Annotated in this window: 13 protein-coding genes; 8 read left to right on the forward strand and 5 right to left on the reverse strand. The window is 71.8% G+C overall.

From position 1 onward, the window contains the following. Positions 1-24 precede the first annotated feature (24 nt). Positions 25-3,591 carry an urea carboxylase gene (gene uca / locus Cba03nite_RS16395; protein ID WP_203746665.1) on the forward strand — a complete coding sequence of 1,189 codons (3,567 nt, stop codon included), beginning with the start codon at positions 25-27 and terminating at the stop codon, positions 3,589-3,591. Beyond that, positions 3,588-5,255, forward strand: coding sequence for an allophanate hydrolase (gene atzF, locus Cba03nite_RS16400; protein ID WP_203746667.1), 1,668 nt, complete (start codon positions 3,588-3,590; stop codon positions 5,253-5,255). Before uca ends, atzF begins: the two co-directional genes overlap by 4 nt. Positions 5,256-5,452: 197 nt before the next feature. On the opposite strand, the gene Cba03nite_RS16405 is transcribed toward atzF, so the two are convergent. After that, the gene (locus tag Cba03nite_RS16405) at positions 5,453-5,839 is read right to left on the reverse strand and encodes a VOC family protein (protein WP_203746669.1); all 387 of its coding nucleotides are present in this window, start codon (positions 5,837-5,839) and stop codon (positions 5,453-5,455) included. Positions 5,840-5,842: 3 nt separating this feature from the next. Here Cba03nite_RS16405 and Cba03nite_RS39760 point away from each other — a divergent pair, with 3 nt between their 5' ends. The 5 genes from Cba03nite_RS39760 to uvrA all read left to right on the forward strand — a co-directional run bounded on the left by Cba03nite_RS39760 (position 5,843) and on the right by uvrA (position 11,670). Continuing rightward, the gene (locus Cba03nite_RS39760; RefSeq protein WP_239125788.1) at positions 5,843-6,292 is read left to right on the forward strand and encodes a DUF2188 domain-containing protein; all 450 of its coding nucleotides are present in this window, start codon (positions 5,843-5,845) and stop codon (positions 6,290-6,292) included. Between the two features lie 280 nt (positions 6,293-6,572). Continuing rightward, positions 6,573-7,433, forward strand: coding sequence for a hypothetical protein (locus Cba03nite_RS16415; RefSeq protein WP_203746671.1), 861 nt, complete (start codon positions 6,573-6,575; stop codon positions 7,431-7,433). Positions 7,434-7,593: 160 nt separating this feature from the next. Beyond that, positions 7,594-7,803, forward strand: coding sequence for a S26 family signal peptidase (locus tag Cba03nite_RS40630; RefSeq protein WP_203746672.1), 210 nt, complete (start codon positions 7,594-7,596; stop codon positions 7,801-7,803). 126 nt (positions 7,804-7,929) lie between these two features. Continuing rightward, positions 7,930-8,940, forward strand: a complete 1,011-nt coding sequence (locus Cba03nite_RS16425; protein ID WP_203746674.1) for a carbohydrate-binding protein — start codon at positions 7,930-7,932, stop codon at positions 8,938-8,940. Between the two features lie 201 nt (positions 8,941-9,141). Further along, on the forward strand, positions 9,142-11,670 hold the full coding sequence (uvrA, locus tag Cba03nite_RS16430) for an excinuclease ABC subunit UvrA (protein WP_203746676.1): 2,529 nt from the start codon (positions 9,142-9,144) through the stop codon (positions 11,668-11,670). 112 nt (positions 11,671-11,782) lie between these two features. Here uvrA and Cba03nite_RS16435 read toward each other — a convergent pair whose 3' ends face one another. Next, a complete protein-coding gene (locus Cba03nite_RS16435; protein ID WP_203746677.1) occupies positions 11,783-13,456 on the reverse strand; it encodes an FAD-dependent oxidoreductase in 1,674 nt (557 codons plus the stop codon). A gap of 540 nt (positions 13,457-13,996) precedes the next feature. Here Cba03nite_RS16435 and Cba03nite_RS16440 point away from each other — a divergent pair. Then, positions 13,997-15,085 carry a hypothetical protein gene (locus tag Cba03nite_RS16440; protein ID WP_203746678.1) on the forward strand — a complete coding sequence of 363 codons (1,089 nt, stop codon included), beginning with the start codon at positions 13,997-13,999 and terminating at the stop codon, positions 15,083-15,085. 156 nt (positions 15,086-15,241) lie between these two features. Here Cba03nite_RS16440 and Cba03nite_RS40335 read toward each other — a convergent pair whose 3' ends face one another. The 3 genes from Cba03nite_RS40335 to Cba03nite_RS16455 are packed head-to-tail and all read right to left on the reverse strand — an operon-like array spanning position 15,242 to position 18,530. Then, a complete protein-coding gene (locus Cba03nite_RS40335; RefSeq protein ID WP_203746679.1) occupies positions 15,242-16,897 on the reverse strand; it encodes a CotH kinase family protein in 1,656 nt (551 codons plus the stop codon). After that, positions 16,897-17,574 (reverse strand): DUF4956 domain-containing protein, encoded by a 678-nt coding sequence (locus tag Cba03nite_RS16450; RefSeq protein ID WP_203746680.1) that lies wholly within the window; start codon positions 17,572-17,574, stop codon positions 16,897-16,899. Before Cba03nite_RS16450 ends, Cba03nite_RS40335 begins: the two co-directional genes overlap by 1 nt. Continuing rightward, positions 17,571-18,530: a polyphosphate polymerase domain-containing protein gene (locus Cba03nite_RS16455; protein ID WP_203746681.1), complete on the reverse strand. Its 960-nt coding sequence runs from the start codon at positions 18,528-18,530 to the stop codon at positions 17,571-17,573. The genes Cba03nite_RS16450 and Cba03nite_RS16455 overlap by 4 nt, the downstream gene beginning before the upstream one ends. Between the last annotated feature and the right edge of the window lie 250 nt (positions 18,531-18,780).

Consider the following 18,780-nt stretch of genomic DNA (forward strand, 5'->3'; position numbering starts at 1 on the left):
CGTCCCCCGCTGAGAGGCACCGCCATGTTCGACACCCTGCTCGTCGCCAACCGCGGCGAGATCGCCTGCCGAGTCATCCGCACCGCCGCGCGGCTCGGGCTCAAGACCGTAGCCGTATTCGCCGACCCCGACCGGTCCGCCCCGCACGTGCGGATGGCCGACGCCGCCGTGCACCTGGGCCCGGCCCCGGCCCGCGACAGCTACCTTCGGGTGGACCGCGTCCTGGACGCGGCGCTGTCCACCGGCGCGGGTGCCGTGCACCCCGGATACGGCTTCCTGTCCGAGGACGCCGGGTTCGCCGCCGCCGTCGAAGCCGCCGGGCTGGTGTTCGTCGGCCCGACGCCGCAGCAGCTCACCGCGTTCGGGGCCAAGCACACCGCGCGGGATCTGGCCCGCGCCGCCGGGGTGCCGATGATCGAGGGGACCGGGCTGCTGTCCGGGCTGGACGAGGCCCTGGCCGCCGCCGAGGGCATCGGCTACCCGGTGATGGTCAAGGCGACCGGTGGCGGCGGCGGTATCGGCATGCGGGCCTGCCACACGCCGCAGGAGCTGGCCGCGGCGTACGACCAGGTGGAACGCCTGGCCGTGGCCAGCTTCGGCAGCGGCGGGGTGTTCCTGGAACGGTTCGTGCCGCGGGCCCGCCACGTCGAGGTGCAGGTGTTCGGCGACGGTTGCGGCCGGGTGGTCGTGCTCGGCGACCGGGACTGCAGCCTGCAGCGGCGCAACCAGAAGGTCATCGAGGAGGCGCCCGCGCCGGGACTGCCCGATGCGGTCCGGGAGCGGCTGCACGCCTCGGCGGCGGCACTGTGCGCGTCGGTGGACTACCGCTCGGCGGGCACGGTGGAGTTCGTGTACGACGCCGAACGCGAGCAGGCGTCGTTCCTGGAGGTCAACGCCCGGTTGCAGGTCGAGCACCCGGTGACCGAGCAGGTCTTCGGCGTGGACCTGGTCGAGTGGATGCTGCGGCTGGCCCAGGGCGACCGGGACGTGGTGGCGACCCCGCTGCGCGCGACCGGGGCGGCCGTGGAGGCGCGGGTCTACGCCGAGGACCCGACGCAGGGGCACCGGCCCAGCGCCGGGCTGGTCACCCGGGCCGAGTTCCCCGCGTCGGCGCGCGTCGACGGGTGGGTCGAGGCGGGCACCGAGGTCAGCACGTTCTACGACCCGATGCTGGCCAAAATCATCGTCACCGGCGCGAGCCGGGACGAGGCGTTCGCGGCGCTGCGGGCGGCACTGGCGCAGACCCGCCTCGACGGCATCGAGACGAACCTGGGGCTGCTGCGGGCCGCCGCGGCCGACGCCGGTGTCCTGGCCGCCCGGCACAGCACCGCCACGCTGGCCGGGGTCGCCGACAGCGAGCCCCGGATCGTCGTCGAACGGCCCGGCACGCTGACCACGGTGCAGGACTGGCCCGGACGCACCGGGCTGTGGGAGGTCGGGGTGCCGCCGTCGGGGCCGATGGACGACCTGTCGTTCCGGCTGGGCAACCGCGCATTGGGCAACCCTGCGGGCGCGCCGGGCCTGGAGTGCACGGTCGACGGCCCGGCGCTGCGCTTCACCGCCGCCACCACCGTCTGCGTCACCGGCGCGGCCGTGCCGGTGACCGTCGACGGCACACCGGTGCCCTGCTGGGAGCCGGTCGACGTGCCCGCGGGCGCGGTCCTGGACGTGGGCCGCGCCACCGCCGGGCTGCGGGCGTACATCCTGGTCGCGGGCGGGTTCGACGTGCCCCGCTATCTGGGCAGCGCGGCGACGTTCACCCTCGGCCAGTTCGGCGGGCACGGCGGGCGGGCGCTGCGCGTCGGCGACGTGCTGCGGGCAGCGGCACCCACCGCGCCGGTGGCCGGGCCCGTGCCGCTGCCGGACCGGCCGGTGATCGGCGCCGAGTGGCAGCTCGCCGTCACCGAAGGCCCGCACGCCGCGCCGGAGTTCTTCCTGCGCGAGGACCTCGACGCCTTCTACGCCGCGCGCTGGCAGGTGCACTTCAACTCCGCGCGCACCGGCGTGCGCCTGGTCGGGCCGAAGCCGCGCTGGGCCCGCGCCGACGGCGGCGAGGCCGGGTTGCACCCGTCGAACATCCACGACACGCCGTACTCGGTCGGTGCCGTCGACTTCACCGGCGACGTGCCGATCCTGCTCGGACCGGACGGCCCGAGCCTGGGCGGGTTCGTCTGCCCCGCCACCGTCGTCACCGCCGAACGCTGGAAGCTGGGCCAGCTCAGCCCCGGCGACACGGTCCGGTTCAGGCCGGTCGGCGACGACACCGCCGCCGCGCTGCGGGCCGACCGCCGCCACGGGCCGGTGCTGCTGGGCTCCGCTGACGGCGACGACGGCGTGCTGGCCCGCCGCGAGGCGACCGGCGCCGGGCCCGCCGTCACCTACCGGCGCAGCGGCGACGACAACCTGCTCGTCGAGTACGGCCCGATGACCCTCGACCTGGGCCTGCGGATGCGCGCCCACGCGCTCATGGAACGGCTGCGCGCCGAGCGGCTGCCCGGCGTCGTCGACCTGACCCCCGGCATCCGTTCGCTGCAGATCCATGTCGACCCGGACGTGCTGCCCGTACGGCGGCTGCTCGGCCTGGCCCGCGGCCTGGAGGACGAGCTGCCCGCGACGTCCGCGCTGGCGGTGCCCAGCCGGGTGGTCCACCTGCCGCTGTCCTGGGACGACCCCGCCACCCGCGAGGCCATCGCCCGCTACATGGCCGGCGTGCGCGACGACGCGCCCTGGTGCCCGTGGAACATCGAGTTCATCCGCCGCGTCAACGGCCTGGACACCGTCGGCGACGTGTACCGCACCGTCTACGACGCCAGCTACCTGGTGCTGGGGCTGGGCGACGTGTACCTCGGCGCGCCCGTCGCGACGCCGCTGGATCCCCGGCACCGCCTGGTCACCACGAAGTACAACCCGGCCCGCACCTGGACGCCCGAGAACGCCGTCGGCATCGGCGGCGCCTACCTGTGCATCTACGGCATGGAAGGGCCCGGCGGCTACCAGTTCGTCGGCCGCACCGTGCAGGTGTGGTCGCGGTGGCGGCAGTCCGGCGGCTTCGAACCCGGCTCGCCGTGGCTGCTGCGCCACTTCGACCGGATCTCCTGGTATCCGGTCGGCGCCGAGGAGCTGCTCGACCTGCGTGCCGACGTCGCCGCCGGACGGCACGCGCTGCGCATCGACGACGGCGTGTTCCGGCTGGCCGACCACGAGGCGTTCCTGGCCGACAACGCCGAATCCATCGGCGCGTTCCGGGCCCGGCAGGCGGCGGCGTTCACCGCCGAGCGCGACGCCTGGGCCGCGGCCGGCGAGTTCGACCCGCGGCCCGAGCCGCAGGCCCCGGCCGCCGCCGGAGCCGTCACGGTGCCCGACGGTGGCGCACTGGTCGAGGCGCCGATGCTGTCCAGCGTCTGGCGGGTCGACGTGCGCCCCGGCGACCGCGTCAGGGCCGGGCAGCCGCTGCTGGCGCTGGAGGCCATGAAACTGGAGACGGTGATCGTCGCCCCGCAGGACGGCGACGTCGCCGACATCCTCGTCACCCCCGGGTCCCAGGTGGCCCCGGGCAGCCCGCTGGTCGTACTCGCCGGGAGGACCCGATGACCCCGCAGGACCGCGTACGCGACGCGTACGCCCGGCTCGCCCGCGGCGAGCGCCCCGAAGCGTGGATCACGCTGCGCGCCGAGGCGGACGTGCTGGCCGACGCCGCCGCGCTGGAGCAGCGGCTCGCAGCCGGTGAGCCGCTGCCGCTGGCCGGGTCGCTGCTGGCGGTCAAGGACAACATCGACGTCGCGGGCCTGCCCACCACCGCGGCCTGCCCGGAGTACGCGTACCTGCCGCAGCGCAGCGCCCCGGCCGTGCAGCGGCTGGTCGACGCGGGCGCGCTGGTGCTCGGCAAGACCAACCTGGACCAGTTCGCCACCGGCCTGGTCGGCACCCGCAGCCCGTACGGCGCCGTGCGGGACGTGCGGGACCCGGCGCGGGTGTCGGGCGGCTCCAGCTCCGGTTCGGCCGTGGTCGTGGCGCTGGGCATCGCCGACCTGGCACTGGGCACCGACACCGCCGGATCGGGGCGGGTGCCCGCCGCGTACCAGGGTGTCGTCGGAGTCAAGCCGACCCGGGGGCTGGTGCCCACCGACGGCGTGGTGCCCGCCTGCCGCAGCTTCGACTGCGTCACCGTCTTCGCCAGCACCCTCACCGCCGCCCGGCAGGCCATGTCGGTCATGAGTGAGCCGGCGGGGCGGCCCTGGCCCGCCGACGCGCCGCTGGCCGCCGGTCCCGCACCGGTCGTCGCGGTGCCCGACCGCGACGAGCTGGTCGCCATGTCCGCGCCGTGGCTCGACGCCTTCGAGCAGGCCGCCGCGACACTGGCCAAGGCCGGGGCGCGGCTGCGCCCGATCCGGCTGGCCGCGTTCCTGGCCGCGGCGAAACTGCTCTACGGCGGCGGTTTCGTCGCCGAACGCTACGCCGCGGTCGGCGCGTTCCTCGACGGGCAGCCCGCCGGCGCGGATCCCACGGTAGCCGCGATCATCGCCGCCGCGCGCGACGTGCCCGCGCACGTGCTGGTCGCCGACACCGAGCGCCTGGAGCGGCTGCGCGAGGAGGCGATGGCCGAGTGGGGCGACGCCGACGTGCTGCTGCTGCCCACCGCCCCGATCCAGCCCACCATCGCGCAGGTCGCCGCCGACCCGGTGGGCGTCAACGCGCTGGTGGGCACGTACACCAACTTCTGCAACCTGTTCGACCTCGCGGCGGTCGCCGTGCCGGCCGGGGAGGTCGAGGGCGGCAACTTCGGCGTACAGGTGATCGCCCGGGGCTTCGCCGACGCCGTCGCCGCCGACGTCGCGGCGCTGATCCAGGGCGAAGACCCACCCGCCCCGGCGGCGGGAGGGCTGCCGCTGCTGGTGATCGGCGCGCACCTGACCGGCCAGGCGCTCAACGACCAGCTGACCTCGGTCGGCGGCCGGTTCGCCGCCCGGGTCCGCACCGCGCCGGAGTATCGGCTGTACGCGCTGGACACGCAGCCGCCGAAGCCCGGACTGCTGCGGGTCGGCTCCGGCGGGGCCGCCATCGACGGTGAGCTGTGGCTGCTGCCCCCGGCGGCGCTCGGCCGGTTCCTGGACGCGCTGCCCGAGCCCATGACCCTGGGCAAGGTCCGCCTGGCAGACGGCAGCCTGGTCACCGGTTTCCTGTGCGAGCCGCTCGCCGTCGAAGGAACCCTCGACATCACCCGCCACGGAGGGTGGCTGTCCTATCTGGCGTCCTGACCGAACCATAGGCCACCTGAAAGAAGACGGGCTGCACGCGCGGCGATGTCGACGCCGCGCATGCAGCCCACAAGACCCAGCGCCTGACGCCGAACAGGGTGCACCGCGGGTGCACCCTGCAGCCACCGCCGCGGCTCCGCCGGTGTGGTCCGGCCTCAACGGATGCGGCGTACGCGCCACCTCCAGGCGCGGCGTCGTCAGCGGGTGTCGCGGCGTAACGGGTGGTCGGCGGGGATCTCGACCAGCACGATCCGCACGCCGTCCGGATCTTCGATCCACATCTCGTCCAGGCCCCACGGCTCGCGTCGTGGCTCGCGCAGGATCGCCACGCCGTGCGCCGCGAGCCGGGCCCGCTCGGCCCGCAGGTCGCGGACCTGCAGCCACAGCTCCACGGGGCCGGATCGCCGGCTGTCGGCGCCGCCGGAGACCTCCAGCAGTCCTTGACCCACGAAGAAGACGACACCTGGATGGTCGGGCGGCCCGAACTCGCGATAGACGGCCAGCCCGAGGACGTCGCGATAGAACCGGTGAGACCGCTCCAGCTCGGACGGCCGGAGCAGGACGCGGCTGCTGAGAATCTCCACCCTGTGAGTATCGTCCGCATCTCCTCCGCCGTGCCGGTCTACCGCTCCTGCTGCGTCGTGCGGCTCGTCGGCACCTGGGAGCGGCTGCGCGCCCGGCGGCGTTTTCACAGGCACCAACGGGGTAATGCGAGCAATGAGCTCATTCATCCCAGGAGGCCGAATATGACTGCCAGTAAGGACAAGCACGCCACGTCCGTCCACCCCCACGCGGGCGGGCCGGAACGCCGCATCGTGCAGCCGACGGAGGACGGTTACGAGGTGGTCAAGCCCGATCACAAGCGGGCCAATGCAAAGACCGGCACCAAGGGCGCCGCTCAGCAACGAGCCAAGGAGATCGTCACGAACCTGGGTGGCGGTGAGGTGACGACAATGAACGCCAAGGGCAAGATAGAGAACTCTGACACCGTGGGACACGGCAATGACCCGCATCCGCCTCGGGACACCAAGCACTGAACAACCCACCGACCGGTCAGCCTCGGTCATGACCTGCCGGGCAGCTGACAGTCGGTACCCACGGAAGGCCCGCCGGGGCCGGCAGGCAGCCGGCCCCGGCGTTGCTCGGCCATCCGGCGGTACCAGGGGCCGGTGCCCTCCGGCGACGGCAACCTACGCGAACCAAATCCGAGAGCGCCCGGTAGATGTGATATTGCGTTTTTTGCTCATGAGCGCGTAATACATCCGAAACACCCGGTGGGCACTGTGGTGAGCTGACCAGCTGAAGGGGGATCAGCTCATGACCAACGACCTGAACCGGCTGCGGGATGCCTACGCGGCCCTGGACAGCGGCCCTGGCGGAACCCGCTACCGAGTGGTGCGGGAGCCATCCCAAGGCCACGGCGACGGGCCCGGCGCGCCGCGGCCCGTGGTGGCCGGGTTCGACCCGGACCGGCCCGCACCCGCCGCCCTGAGCCTGGCCGCCGACCAAGCGGCCGCCCAGCAGGCGCCATTGCATGTACTCGTCGCAAGTTCGCTGCCCGTGTGGACCCACCACCTGGCCATGGCCCCCTGTCCACCCGCGGCGTTCAGCGACGAACCCGCTGCCCAGCAAGCTCGCGACGCCGTCGCGCAGATACGCGAGGACCACCCCGGCACGGACGTCACCGTGTACGGGACCAGCCGCTCGCTGCCCCGCGCGCTACTGCGGCAGACCGGCGCCGCGTCCATCGTGGTGACCGACCGGGATCCCGACCGACCGCGCCAGGCCACCCGGCTTTCGGGGACCGCGGCCTGCCCCGTGTTCACCGTGCCCACCGCACCGGCCGCTCCGTCTGGCGCTCCCGTGCTGATCGTGGGCATCGACGGTCCCGGCGACGCAGCCGAATTCGCGATGTTGCAGGCACAACGGCGCCGGGTGCCGGTGCTCAGCTGCGACCTGAACCCGGCGGCTGGCGGGTTCACCGACGCCGTCGCGCTCGCCGCCGACCGTCATCCGACCGTCGACGTCCACGACCTGCAGCAGACCGACCTGGCCGCCGTCCCGGCCGGGCTCGCCGTGCTGCGCAGGCCCGCGCGGCGCCGGGACGCGGCGTGGCCGCTGCTGACCGGCCTGCTGCGGCAGGCGCCATACCCGGTGGTCACCGTTCCTGCCGCCTGACAGCGCCGCGTCCTTGGCGAGGCATGACAGCACCGGGCATCGTGCGACCTCATGGTGCCCGGTTGCGGTGTCGTCAGGCAGGCGGACGGGACGGCGGTTTCGGCCTGTCGAACGGCTTCACGATACGGGCGGCACCCGTCGAGGGCGGAAGACGGCCGCGATGTCCTCGGCGGCGGTGACCAGCGCGCCCACCACCGCTCCGGTGACCGCGGCCGGCCCGGATCCGCGTCGACGACATCGTGGTCGCGGTACGGCCGGTGCCGGGCACTTCGTGCTGCTCGGTGACAATCTCGACGAGAGTGTCGATTCGCGCCTGTTCGGGCCGGTGCCCGGTCATCGGATAGTGGGGCGGGCGCGGCCGCTGCGGTGAGCAGCTCGGCCGCAGCCGCGACCGGCGCACTGCACCGCAACCTCGCGGCAAGACTCTTGGCAGGGATCGACCCTCCAGTTATTGTTAGTTAGTTTTCCTATCTATCGATCTGATCGAGGAGAGTGGATGGACCGTTCGCGTGTCCGTATCGCCATCGCGGCCGCCGCTGTCGCGGGCGCGGCGACCCTTCTGGTCGTTCCGTCGGCACAGGCCGCACCGGTATGGCAGCTCCGCTGGGCTCCCAACGCCAGCACGGTCGGCCTCGGAGCCTTCGAGTCCATCGAGGACGACCGAGCCGACTCGCACACCGCGGCCGCGCCGCACATCAAGGTCGTCGGCAGCGACTACCGGTTCGACATGCACATGGTCGACCGGGACAGCGCCACGGACCGGCAGCGCCACGAGGTCACCGGCACCCGCACGTCGGCCTCGAGCTATCTCGAGTGGAACCTCGGCCAGACCTGGCGGGTGACCTACTCGATGTACATTCCCAGCTCGCTGAAGGCGACCACGTCCTTCACCCACATCATGCAGACCAAGCAGCCGGGCACCGGCACCTCCCCCATCACCGTCACCTCGCTGCGCCGGGTCAACGGCGTACAGACCATCGAACACAAGGTCATCGCCGGCGACGTCCTGGTGGGCCGGACGAACCTCGAACCGCTGCACAACAAGTGGATCGACATCGAGTACGAGATCAAAATCGGTGACGGGACCGCGGGCTCGGTCCGCTGGGTGATCCGCAGCGCCGGCACCACGATCGTCGACGCCACCAAGACCGGCGTCGACACCTTCCTCGCCGACCGGGTCCGCCCGAAGTGGGGGATCTACCGCTCACTCGGCGACACCTCCGGCTCGCTGCAGGACACCTACCTGCTGCTGCGCAACATGAAGGCCTACCAGCTCGTCGACGGCCCGGCTCCCAGCCCGTCCCCGACGGCTACGGCGGCGAGCCCCAAGCCCACCCCCACGCCGTCGAGCTCCGCGACCGGCACGACGAGCTGGCGGGCGGGTGCCGCCTACGCCGTGGGAGCGCAGGTGACCTACGCCGGAATCTCCTACCGGTGCCTCCAGGCCCACACGTCCCAGGTCGGCTGGGAGCCGCCCAACGTACCGGCGCTCTGGCAACGCCTGTAGCGGACGGAGGGGGTGCACAGCCGGCCCCCTCCCCCATCGTTTGCCGGAGTGTCGTAGCCGATGTCCAGTCTGCTCGCGTGCCCCATGCCCGGTGACCGCAGCGGCACCGTCGCGCAGCGGCCGGCCGCCGGTGAAGCCGAACACGGGGCCGTCAAGTGCAGGCCGGTGAACTGCAGGCGGGATTCGCGATACGCTCGCCGTGTGCCCAGGACGCGGCCGCAGGTTCACGATCCGTTCGTCCGGGTCCGTGGCGCCCGGGTGCACAATCTGCGCGACGTCGACGTGGACCTGCCACGCGACGCGCTCGTGGCGTTCACCGGCATCTCCGGTTCGGGCAAGTCCTCACTGGCGTTCGCGACCATCTACGCCGAGGCCCAGCGGCGGTACTTCGAGTCCGTCGCGCCGTACGCCCGGCGGCTGCTGAACCAGTTGCCGGCACCGCAGCTCAAGGAGATCACCGGGCTGCCGCCCGCGGTCGCGCTGCAGCAGCGCCGCGGCTCGGGCGGAGCCCGCTCGACCGTGGGCACGCTGACCACGCTGTCGAACCTGCTGCGGCTGCTGCTGTCCCGCGCGGGCACCTACCCGCCCGGCACCGAGCAGCGGCTGGAAGCCGAGGCGTTCTCCCCGAACACCGCCGCAGGCGCGTGCCCGACCTGCCACGGCCTGGGCCGTACGCATGTGGTCTCCGAACGGCTCATGGTGCCGGACCCGGCACTGAGCATCCGCGAGGGCGCGGTGGCGGCCTGGCCGGGCGCGTGGCAGAGCGTCAACCTGCGCGACATCCTCGTCGCGCTCGGCGTCGACGTGGACCGGCCGTGGCACCGGCTGCCGAAGTCGCAGCGGGACTGGATCCTCTACACCGACGAGCAGCCGGTCGTCGAGGTGCATCCGCACCGCGACCGAGGCGAGGCCGTGTACAACGGCCGGTTCTGGAGCGCCCGGTCGCACATCATGCACACGCTGGCCAACTCCAAGAGCGAGCGCAACCGCGAACGCGCCCTGCGCTTCGTGACGATCGGAGCGTGCCCCACCTGCGGCGGGACCGGGCTGCGGCCGGAGGCGCTGGCGGTCACCTTCGCCGGGCGCACCATCGCCGACCTGGTCGCGCTGCCGCTGTCGGCGCTGGCCGAGGTGCTGCGGCCCACCGCGACCCTGGCCGATCCGGAGCCGGCGTGGGAGTCGTCGCTGTCGGGCGAGCGCACCGAGGTCGCGCGCACGCTCGCCGCCGACCTGACCAAGCGCATCGGCGTGCTGGTCGACCTGGGGCTCGGCTATCTGCAGCTCAACCGGCCCGCGCCGACGCTGTCGCCGGGTGAGGCGCAGCGGCTGCGGATCGCCACCCAGCTGCGTTCGGGACTGTTCGGCGTCGTGTACGTGCTCGACGAGCCGTCCGCCGGGCTGCACCCCGCCGACGCCGAGCCGCTGCTGCAGGTCCTCGACCACCTGCGGGCCGCCGGAAACTCGGTCTTCGTCGTGGAGCACGACATGGACGTGGTACGCCGCGCGGACTGGGTCGTCGACGTCGGCCCCGGCGCGGGCGAGGCCGGCGGGCGGGTCGTCTACAGCGGACCGGTTCCCGGGCTGCGCGACGCCGCGGATTCGGCCACCCGCCCGTACCTGTTCCCGGCCAAGTCCCGCCCGCGGCGGCGCGAGCCGCGGCAGCCTACGGGCTGGCTGCGGCTGCGCGGCGTCAACCGGCACAACCTGCGTGACCTCGACGCCGACCTGCCGCTGGGGGTGCTCACCGCGGTGACCGGCGTGTCCGGGTCCGGCAAGTCGACGCTGGTGACGCAGGTGGTTGCCGAGATCGTCGCCGGCCACCTCGGCGTCGCGGCGGCCGAACCCGACGACACCGCCGAGGCGGAGTTCGGCCTCGCGCCGGTCGACGACACCGGCGTGCTCGCCGCCGACGTGCGCGGTCTGGAGCATTTCGACCGCCTCGTCCGCGTGGACCAGAAGCCGATCGGCCGCACCCCCCGGTCGAACCTGGCGACCTACACCGGCATGTTCGACGCCGTACGCAAGGTCTTCGCCGGCACCGAGCAGGCCCGCGCCCGCGGCTACGACCCCGGCCGGTTCTCGTTCAACGTGCCCGCCGGGCGCTGCCCGACGTGCCAGGGCGAAGGCTTCGTCACCGTCGAGCTGATCTTCCTGCCGGGCACGTACGCGACCTGCCCCGACTGCCACGGCGCGCGCTACGACCCGGAGACGCTGGAGATCACCTATCGCGGCGCGACCATCGCCGACGTGCTCGCCATGACCGTCGAGCAGGCGGGCCGCTTCCTGGACGACGTGCCCGCCGCCGCCCGCAGCCTGGGCACCCTGCGCGAGGTCGGCCTCGGCTACCTGCGGCTCGGCCAGCCCGCGACCGAACTGTCCGGCGGTGAGGCGCAGCGCATCAAACTCGCCACCGAACTGCAGCGCGCCCACCGCGGCCACACCCTGTACCTGCTGGACGAGCCGACCACCGGCCTGCACCCGGCCGACGTCGAGCTGCTGATGGGACAGTTGCAGGACCTGGTCGACGCGGGCAACACGGTGATCGTCGTCGAGCACGACATGGGCGTGGTCGCGAGCGCGGACTGGGTGGTCGATCTGGGGCCGGGCGGCGGCGATGCGGGCGGCCGGATAGTCGCGGCGGGCACCCCGGAGCAGGTCGCCGCTGCCGACGGGCACACCGCCCGCTACCTGGCCCCTCGGGTGACGCCCGGCGGCCGGCGGTCGCCGTAGCCAGCCCGGGCATGCCGCGGCACCCGCCGCTCAGGTGCACGGCTGCGCCGCAGCGGCATCGTTCCCTGCAAGCAGTAGGTTCTTCAGCTTCGCCAGGGCTGGCTGCTTCTGTTCAGCCCTGGCGCAGGCGCAGGTGTTCATGGACGAACCGGATCGCCATGGCGCCCTCGCCGACGGCGGAGGCGACCCGTTTGATGGAGCCGCTGCGCACGTCGCCTGCGGCGAAGACGCCGAGCCGGCTCGTCTCCAGCAGGTACGGCCGCCGGGGTGTGCCCTGGCGCAGGTCGGTGACGGCCTCGGCGGGCACGTCCGGGCCGGTGAGCACGTATCCGTGGTGGTCGACGGCGACCTGCTCGTCCAGCCAGGTGGTGCACGGCTCGGCTCCGATGAACACGAACAGGGCGGTGGCCGGGATGCGCCGGCAGTGTTCGGTCTTCATGTCGGCCACGACCACCTCCTCCAGCCGGTCGCGTCCGGCCAGCTCGCATACCTCGGTGTTGGTGTGGACGGTCACGTTGGGCAGTGCGGTGATGCGGTCGGCGAGATAGCGCGACATGTCCCGGCTCAGGTCCTCGTGCATGATCATCAGGTGGACGTGGGCCACATGCCCGGCCAGGAACACGGTCGCCTGCCCGGCGGAGTTGCCGCCGCCGACCACGGCCACCTGGTCGCCACGGCACAGCTGAGCTTCGGCGGTGGTGGCCGCGTAGTAGACGCTGGTGCCTTCGAACTCGGCCAGCCGGGGCACCCGCAGTTTGCGGTAGCGGGCGCCTGTCGTGATCAGCACGGCCCGGGTCGTGATCTCGGTGCCGTCGGCCAGCCGTATCAGGTGGAACCCGTCGTGTGCGTCCAGCGCCGTGACCGAGGCCGGCACGGTCATCCGGGCGCCGAACTTGCGGGCCTGCAGCGCGGCCCGCTCGGCCAGCTCCGCGCCGGAGATCCCGCCCGGGAAGCCGAGGTAGTTCTCGATCCGGGACGAGGTGGCGGCCTGCCCGCCCGCCGCGACCGCGTCGAGGACCACGACCGACAGACCCTCCGACGCCGCGTACACGCCCGCGGCCAGCCCGGCAGGGCCCGCGCCCACCACGACCACGTCGTAGTCGGAGCCGCCGATGCTCGGCTCCGCGAGCCCGACGACCCGCGCGAGCTCGTCGTTGGACGGGTTGCGCAGCACCTCCTGGCCGCGCCAGATGACCACCGGCGTCTCCTGGGGGGTGACGCCGAGCTGGCGCAGCAGCGTCTCGGCGGTGGGGTCCTGCTCGACGTCGATCCAGCGGTACGGCAGCCGGTTGCGGGCGGCGAAGTCGCGCAGCCGGCGCGCGTCGGCGGAGTAGCGCGAGCCGATGATCCGGATGCCGGCACCCAACTCGATCAGCAAGGAGCGGCGGATCATGTACGCCCGCAGGATGAGGTCGCCGAGTGTCGGGTCGTGGGCGACCAGGGCGCGCACGTCGTCGACCGGGATGCTGAGCACCTCGCCGGGCTCGCGGACGACGGCGCTCAGCAACGCCGGCTGGCCTGCCAGCAGGCTGAGCTCGCCGAGGAATCGGCCCGGTCCGTGCACGCCGATCTCCCGTTCGGCCGGGGTGCCGTACCCCTCGATAAGGGCGACGGCACCGGACAGGATGACGTGGAAGTCGTAGCTCGGATCCCCCTCGTGGAACAGAATGTCGCCGGTGCCGGTTGTCCGGCGCCGCCCGCGGGAGGCCAGCGCGTCGATCTGCTCGGCGCTCAGCCGCGGATAGGCCCCGTAGCGGTCCGGTGTCTCCTGCATGAGCTCGGACATGATTGATCACCTTCTCTGACGGTGATGCAGTCGGGCGGCGCACCGGGTTCGACATCTTTACCGACTGTTTCAGCCGTCACCCGGCAGCACGGGCAAGCTCGCAAAAGTGCTGAAAGCGAGGTGCGTGTAAGGCCAGCAGCACCAACTGTCCGTTGAGCGCGCACCGTCATGCCGACGACGCGACCCGAATCACATGCGAACCAAGTTTTCCCTACTACCCGTCAGTGACGGGGTGAAACATGGTCGACGTTCCGAACCCGCACGAAGGGCCATGCCAAAGGCCACCCAGATGATCAACACGTCGTACGGCTGCGCGGCAGGGTGCCGGGATGATCTGAGCCGTCCCTCGCCGGCCGGGGTTGCCGTAGCATGATTGACCATCGCCGAGTGACGGTCGATCACCGGATCGGGGCAGGTGCATGAGCTGCGTGTGACCGCGCACCGTGCCGGTGGCGACACCTCTGCCAGGAGGTGCACGATGACGACGGCAACCGTCGACGACTCGGTTGGGGCGGCGAGCGCGTCGGCCGGTGAGTTGAGATGACCGTGATCGGACTGGTCGCGTCACCGGGGCCGGCTGCCGATCTGGCACAGAGTGTGCTGGCGGACCTGACCGACCTCGTCTCCGTTCGGCTGCCGGAGGGCGACTGGCAGATACGGCTGGCCGTGGATCGGCTGGTCGACGCCCCGGCAGACCTGAATCGGCTGGTCGACGCCGCACGGCGCAGGCTGCTGGACGAAGGCTGGCACATGGCCGTCTGCATCACCGATCTACCGCTGGCGACCCAGCGCCGGCCGGTGGTCGCCCACGCGAGCGCCACGCACGGTGTCGCCGTGCTGTCCCTGCCTGCGCTGGGCGCGGTCAGTGTGACCCGCCGGGCCGAGGACGCGATCGCGCGCCTGATCGAGGCGCTGCTGGGCGACGTCGACCCGGGGAACGCGGACCTCGATGATCGCGCCGTCCGGCGGCGCCAGGTGGCCCTGTACCGGCGGACGCGCGAGCTGAACGAGTCGCCGGCGGCTGACACCGGAGCCTTCGGTTTGATCACCGGCGTACTGACCGGAAATCTGCGGCTCCTGCTGGGCATGCTGCGAGCCAACCGGCCGTGGCGACTGGTTTCGCGGCTCTCCCGAGCTCTGGCAGCGGCCCTGGCCGTCGACGTCCTCGCGCTGGTGACGAGCGACATCTGGCGGCTGGCGAACTCGTTGGGGCCGGTGCGGCTGAGCATCCTCACCGTCGGTTCGCTGCTGGCGGTGGTGCTGAGCCTCGTACTCGGTGCCGGCCTGTGGGAGCGGATGCCGCCCCGGGCTGCCGGTCGGCCGATCCGCCAGCAGGTGGCCCTGTTCAACATCGTCACGATTCTCACCGTCGTCATCGGCGCGGCGGCGCTGTACGGCGAGCTGATGGTGCTGACCGCGGTCGGCGTGCTCGTCATGGTTCCGGCGGATCTGATCGCCGCTGCCGTCGGTCATCCGGTCGGTATCGGTGACCAGGTGCAGCTGGCGTGGTTGGCGAGTTCTCTCGGCACACTCGGCGGGGCGCTGGGAGCCGGGCTGGAAAGCGACGAGGCGGTACGTGAGGCTGCGTACCGTTATCAGCCGGACAATGAGCTGACCGCCGATCGTTGACCTCCATGCCGCAACGGCAATTGGAGGCCGTGCCCTTGCCGTACCTCGCCGTCTCCGTGGCGGCAGCCGGCTGCGGTCTGGCTGTCGGCGCAGAGCACGACGGACACCGAGGCGACCGCGGTGTGGCGGTCGCCTCGGCATCCCGCATCGCCTCGGTCAGGCTTTGATCACTTCGTCCTCGGCGAGGGACTCGGCCCGTTGCTGGACCGTGCTGCGCAGCTTGTCGACGTCGGTCTTGACGGCGGCGGCGTCAGCGCCCTGCACCTTGCCGAGCGTGGTCGTGATCTGGTCGAGAGCCTTCTCGGCCGCCTTATCGGCGTAGATCTTGCCGTACAGCTCGCGGTAGGCATCCTCGTAGGCCTTCTTGAACGCGTTCGACGCCAAGAATCGCTCCTTGAGCTTGTTGCCACCCATCATCCCGCCGGGCCGCCCGCCTTCTGGAGGGGTGAACCCTTCCGGCAGTTCCATGCCCTCGGGCGGCTGGAAGTCCCCGCCACCGGGAAAACCGCCCCGGCCGCCGCCCATGGACATGCTGTCGTGTGGACCGGCAGTGGCGCTGCCGCTGAACGTCAGGTTGTGGTCCCAGCTGATGACCTGGAACTTCTTGGTGTCGAGGTTGTACCACAGGTAGTAGTTCTTGCCCGGACCCGACATGTCGTCGAAGTTGAGCACCAGGTTCTGCAGGGCCAGGTACTCGGCGAACGACTCGATGTCGACGTGATCGCCCAGATGGGCGTCGAAGTCGGCATCGGATGCCTCGTTGGCCCACTTCACCAGGTCGATGACCGGCGCGAGGTCGTGGCTGCCCTTGTTGTTGACCTGCTTGAAGTCCTCGGCGTACTCGGTCGGGTCCTCACCCTGGTAGGTGAACTGCCCGGTGGCCAGGGACTTGTAGAGCACGCCGTTGCCGAGCCGGTCGGCGAAGTCCTCGTCCGGGTGCTCGACCAGCAGCCGAGCCTTGACCGGGCGGCCGTTGACCTCGAACGCGGTGTAGGAGTAGCGCTGCGCCGGCTGACCCGCGGCCTGGGCGACCGCGAGCGACAGGGCCTCGTTGACCACGGTCGAACCGCCGCCCATGCCCGACACCCGCACCGCGACCTCACTGCGGCCCTGGTATCGGCGGCCGTCAGCGAACTCGTCGAAGCTCATCAGCCACGGCAGTTCCTCGGGCTTGGCGCTGTCCAGGCTCGTCCGCCCGAACCCGCCGGGCCCGCCACCCATCATCCCGCCGGGCCGGCCCTGGCCACCGCCGGGGTTGTCGCCCCCGCCGCCGGGCGGCTGCTGCATGCCGCCTTCGGGCATGCCGGGGAACCCTCCTTCGGGCATACCCGGGAATCCGCCGCCGCCCGGACCGCCTTCCCGGTCCCCGAACAGCGACCTGGTCTTGCCCTCGTGGGTGACGCCGGACAGGGTCGAGTTGCCCTTGAGCCGGATGCCGACGTCGCGGATCAGGGTGCCGTCGATCGTGGCGTCGACGCGCACGTACTCCTTCTCCCCGGTTGCCATGTACTCGTCGAACATGCGCTGGTAGTCGGCCTCGGCGTAGGTGATCGTCACCGTGTGCGCGACGGTCGCGTCGAACAGGTCGACGGTGCCCTCGATGTTCTGGATCACCTCGTCGTGCTTGCCGGAGGCCTGGCTGGTCACGATCGGGGCGATGCGCACGTTGCCGGCGACCACGACCAGCACGGCGACCACGGCCACGCAGGTGGCCAGCAGTTTCCAGTAGTGGCGTACGCGCACCGGGATGCGGTGCTTGAGCCGGGCCCGCGGCGGCGGCGCCGCGGGCTCCGGTACGGGGTTGGCTGCCATCACAGGTCCGTCTGGTCGTATCCGGTGAGCACGGTGACCCGCTGGCCGGCGGTGAGCTGGCTCAGCGCGGCGATCAGGTCGCCGGGCTCGCTGCCCTTCTTCAGCCGCACCGTGTACATCAGCTCGGTGAGCGCCCCGCCGCGGATCGACTCCATGCTGACCAGCTCGAACTCGGTGGTGTGCGCGATCAGCGCGTCGTTGATGGCGGCGGTGTAGTTGCCCTCCGGCGGGACCTGCACCTTGACGACCTGGCGCTGCACGGACAGCTGGAACCAGGAGAACCGGAACATCACGAAGATCACGAGGCAGATCGCCACGGTCGCGACCACGGCGAGGCTGTAGAAGCGTGTGCCGACGGCCATGCCGACGCCCATGACCAGGAAGATGAACCCGACGTCGCGGGTCTCCTTGATGGCGTTGCGGAACCGGACCACCGACAGCGCACCGACCAGTGCGAAGGCCCTGGCGATGTTGGAACCGACGACCAGCATGATCAGCGAGACGAGCATGCCGAGGATGACGAGGGTCTGCACGTAGGACTGGCTGTAGGACACGTTGCGGTGCGTAGCCCGGTACACCCAGCCGATGAACGCGCTGAGCAGGAACGCCAGCGACATCGCCATGACGATGTCGGTGACGCTGAACGTGCCGGTGAGGTCCTGGAGTTCGAAGTTCATCGGGTTGCTTTCGTGATCAGCGCCGGTGCGCCTGCAGCGGCGGCTTCGGAGAGGTTCAGGTCGTCGGTGCCCTCGGCCGGGGCGGTGCCCTCGGCGTCGTAGTCGGGGATGTGGAACAGCGAGCGCGGGGCGCGGCCGAACGCCTCGACGCTCTGGCAGTACTTCGACACGCGCACGACGTTCAGCTCGGCGCGGGCGGCCAGGTCGGTCAGCCAGTAGGGGACGCGGTCGTTGGCCTTGACCTCCAGCACCGACAGCGACGCCGGGATGATCAGCCGGTTCTCGGCCTCGGAGCCGAGGTCGAACTCGCGGTCGCGCCCGCGGACCCGGTGGTCGAGGGTGACCCGCAGGCCCAGGTCGGCGTCGCGGCCGACGTAGGCCTCGCGCTGGTAGCCGGTCATCGCCGTCGGCCGCAGGTCCAGCCCCTGTACCAGGCCCAGGACCTCCTGGATGAAGCCCGTCTGGCCGGGCTTGTGCCGCACCATCTGGCGGCCGTCGCACAGCAGGCGCGCGTCGCCGTAGGGCATGGCGACGCGGCGCTTCTGGGTGACCCGGTTGACCCGCTGCTTGATCTCGACGTACACGGTGGCGTCGTCGTCGATGGTGGTGCGGTCGCCGTAGTGGCGCACCCGCAGCTTGCGCCGGAACCGCAGTCCCTCGATCTTCTCCCAGTAGAAGCGCAGCAGCCGGGTGTCGTAGTAGACGCTCCACACGCCGTAGCCGCCCTCGGTGGCGTGACTGTCCAGGTCGAGCCGAGCGCGCAACTCGTCACGGATGGCCGCCAGGCGCTCGGTCGGCACCAGGTACTTGATCTCGTAACGGTTGAACGCGTGCAGCGGGCTCGGCGCGCGCAGCGCGTGGCCGGTCTGGTCGTCGGCTGTCCTGCCCGGGACGGGTCGGGCAGGGCCGCCGCCCTTGTCAGGTCCCGTCGGCGCTGAGCGCGGGCGCAGTCGCATTCGCGTACCATTTCTCTCGCCCCGAGGCCGCCGGTCACTAGGTGAACAGCGGCTGAATCCGGGGTTTACTGAAGGTGAACACCCGACAGCGTGGTGGCTGAATCTAAGAAACCCCGGTGGAAAGCCTAAGAATTCTTTAAGAAAAGGTCGGAGGCACCCGAAACGGCGCATACCAGTGACAGCCGGTGACGAGGACCTAAGAATTGGCTAAGAAAACCGCAGGCCAGCCTGGCCGGTCCCTATCGTGGTC

This window comes from Catellatospora bangladeshensis (genome assembly GCF_016862575.1).
GTDB lineage: Bacteria > Actinomycetota > Actinomycetes > Mycobacteriales > Micromonosporaceae > Catellatospora > Catellatospora bangladeshensis.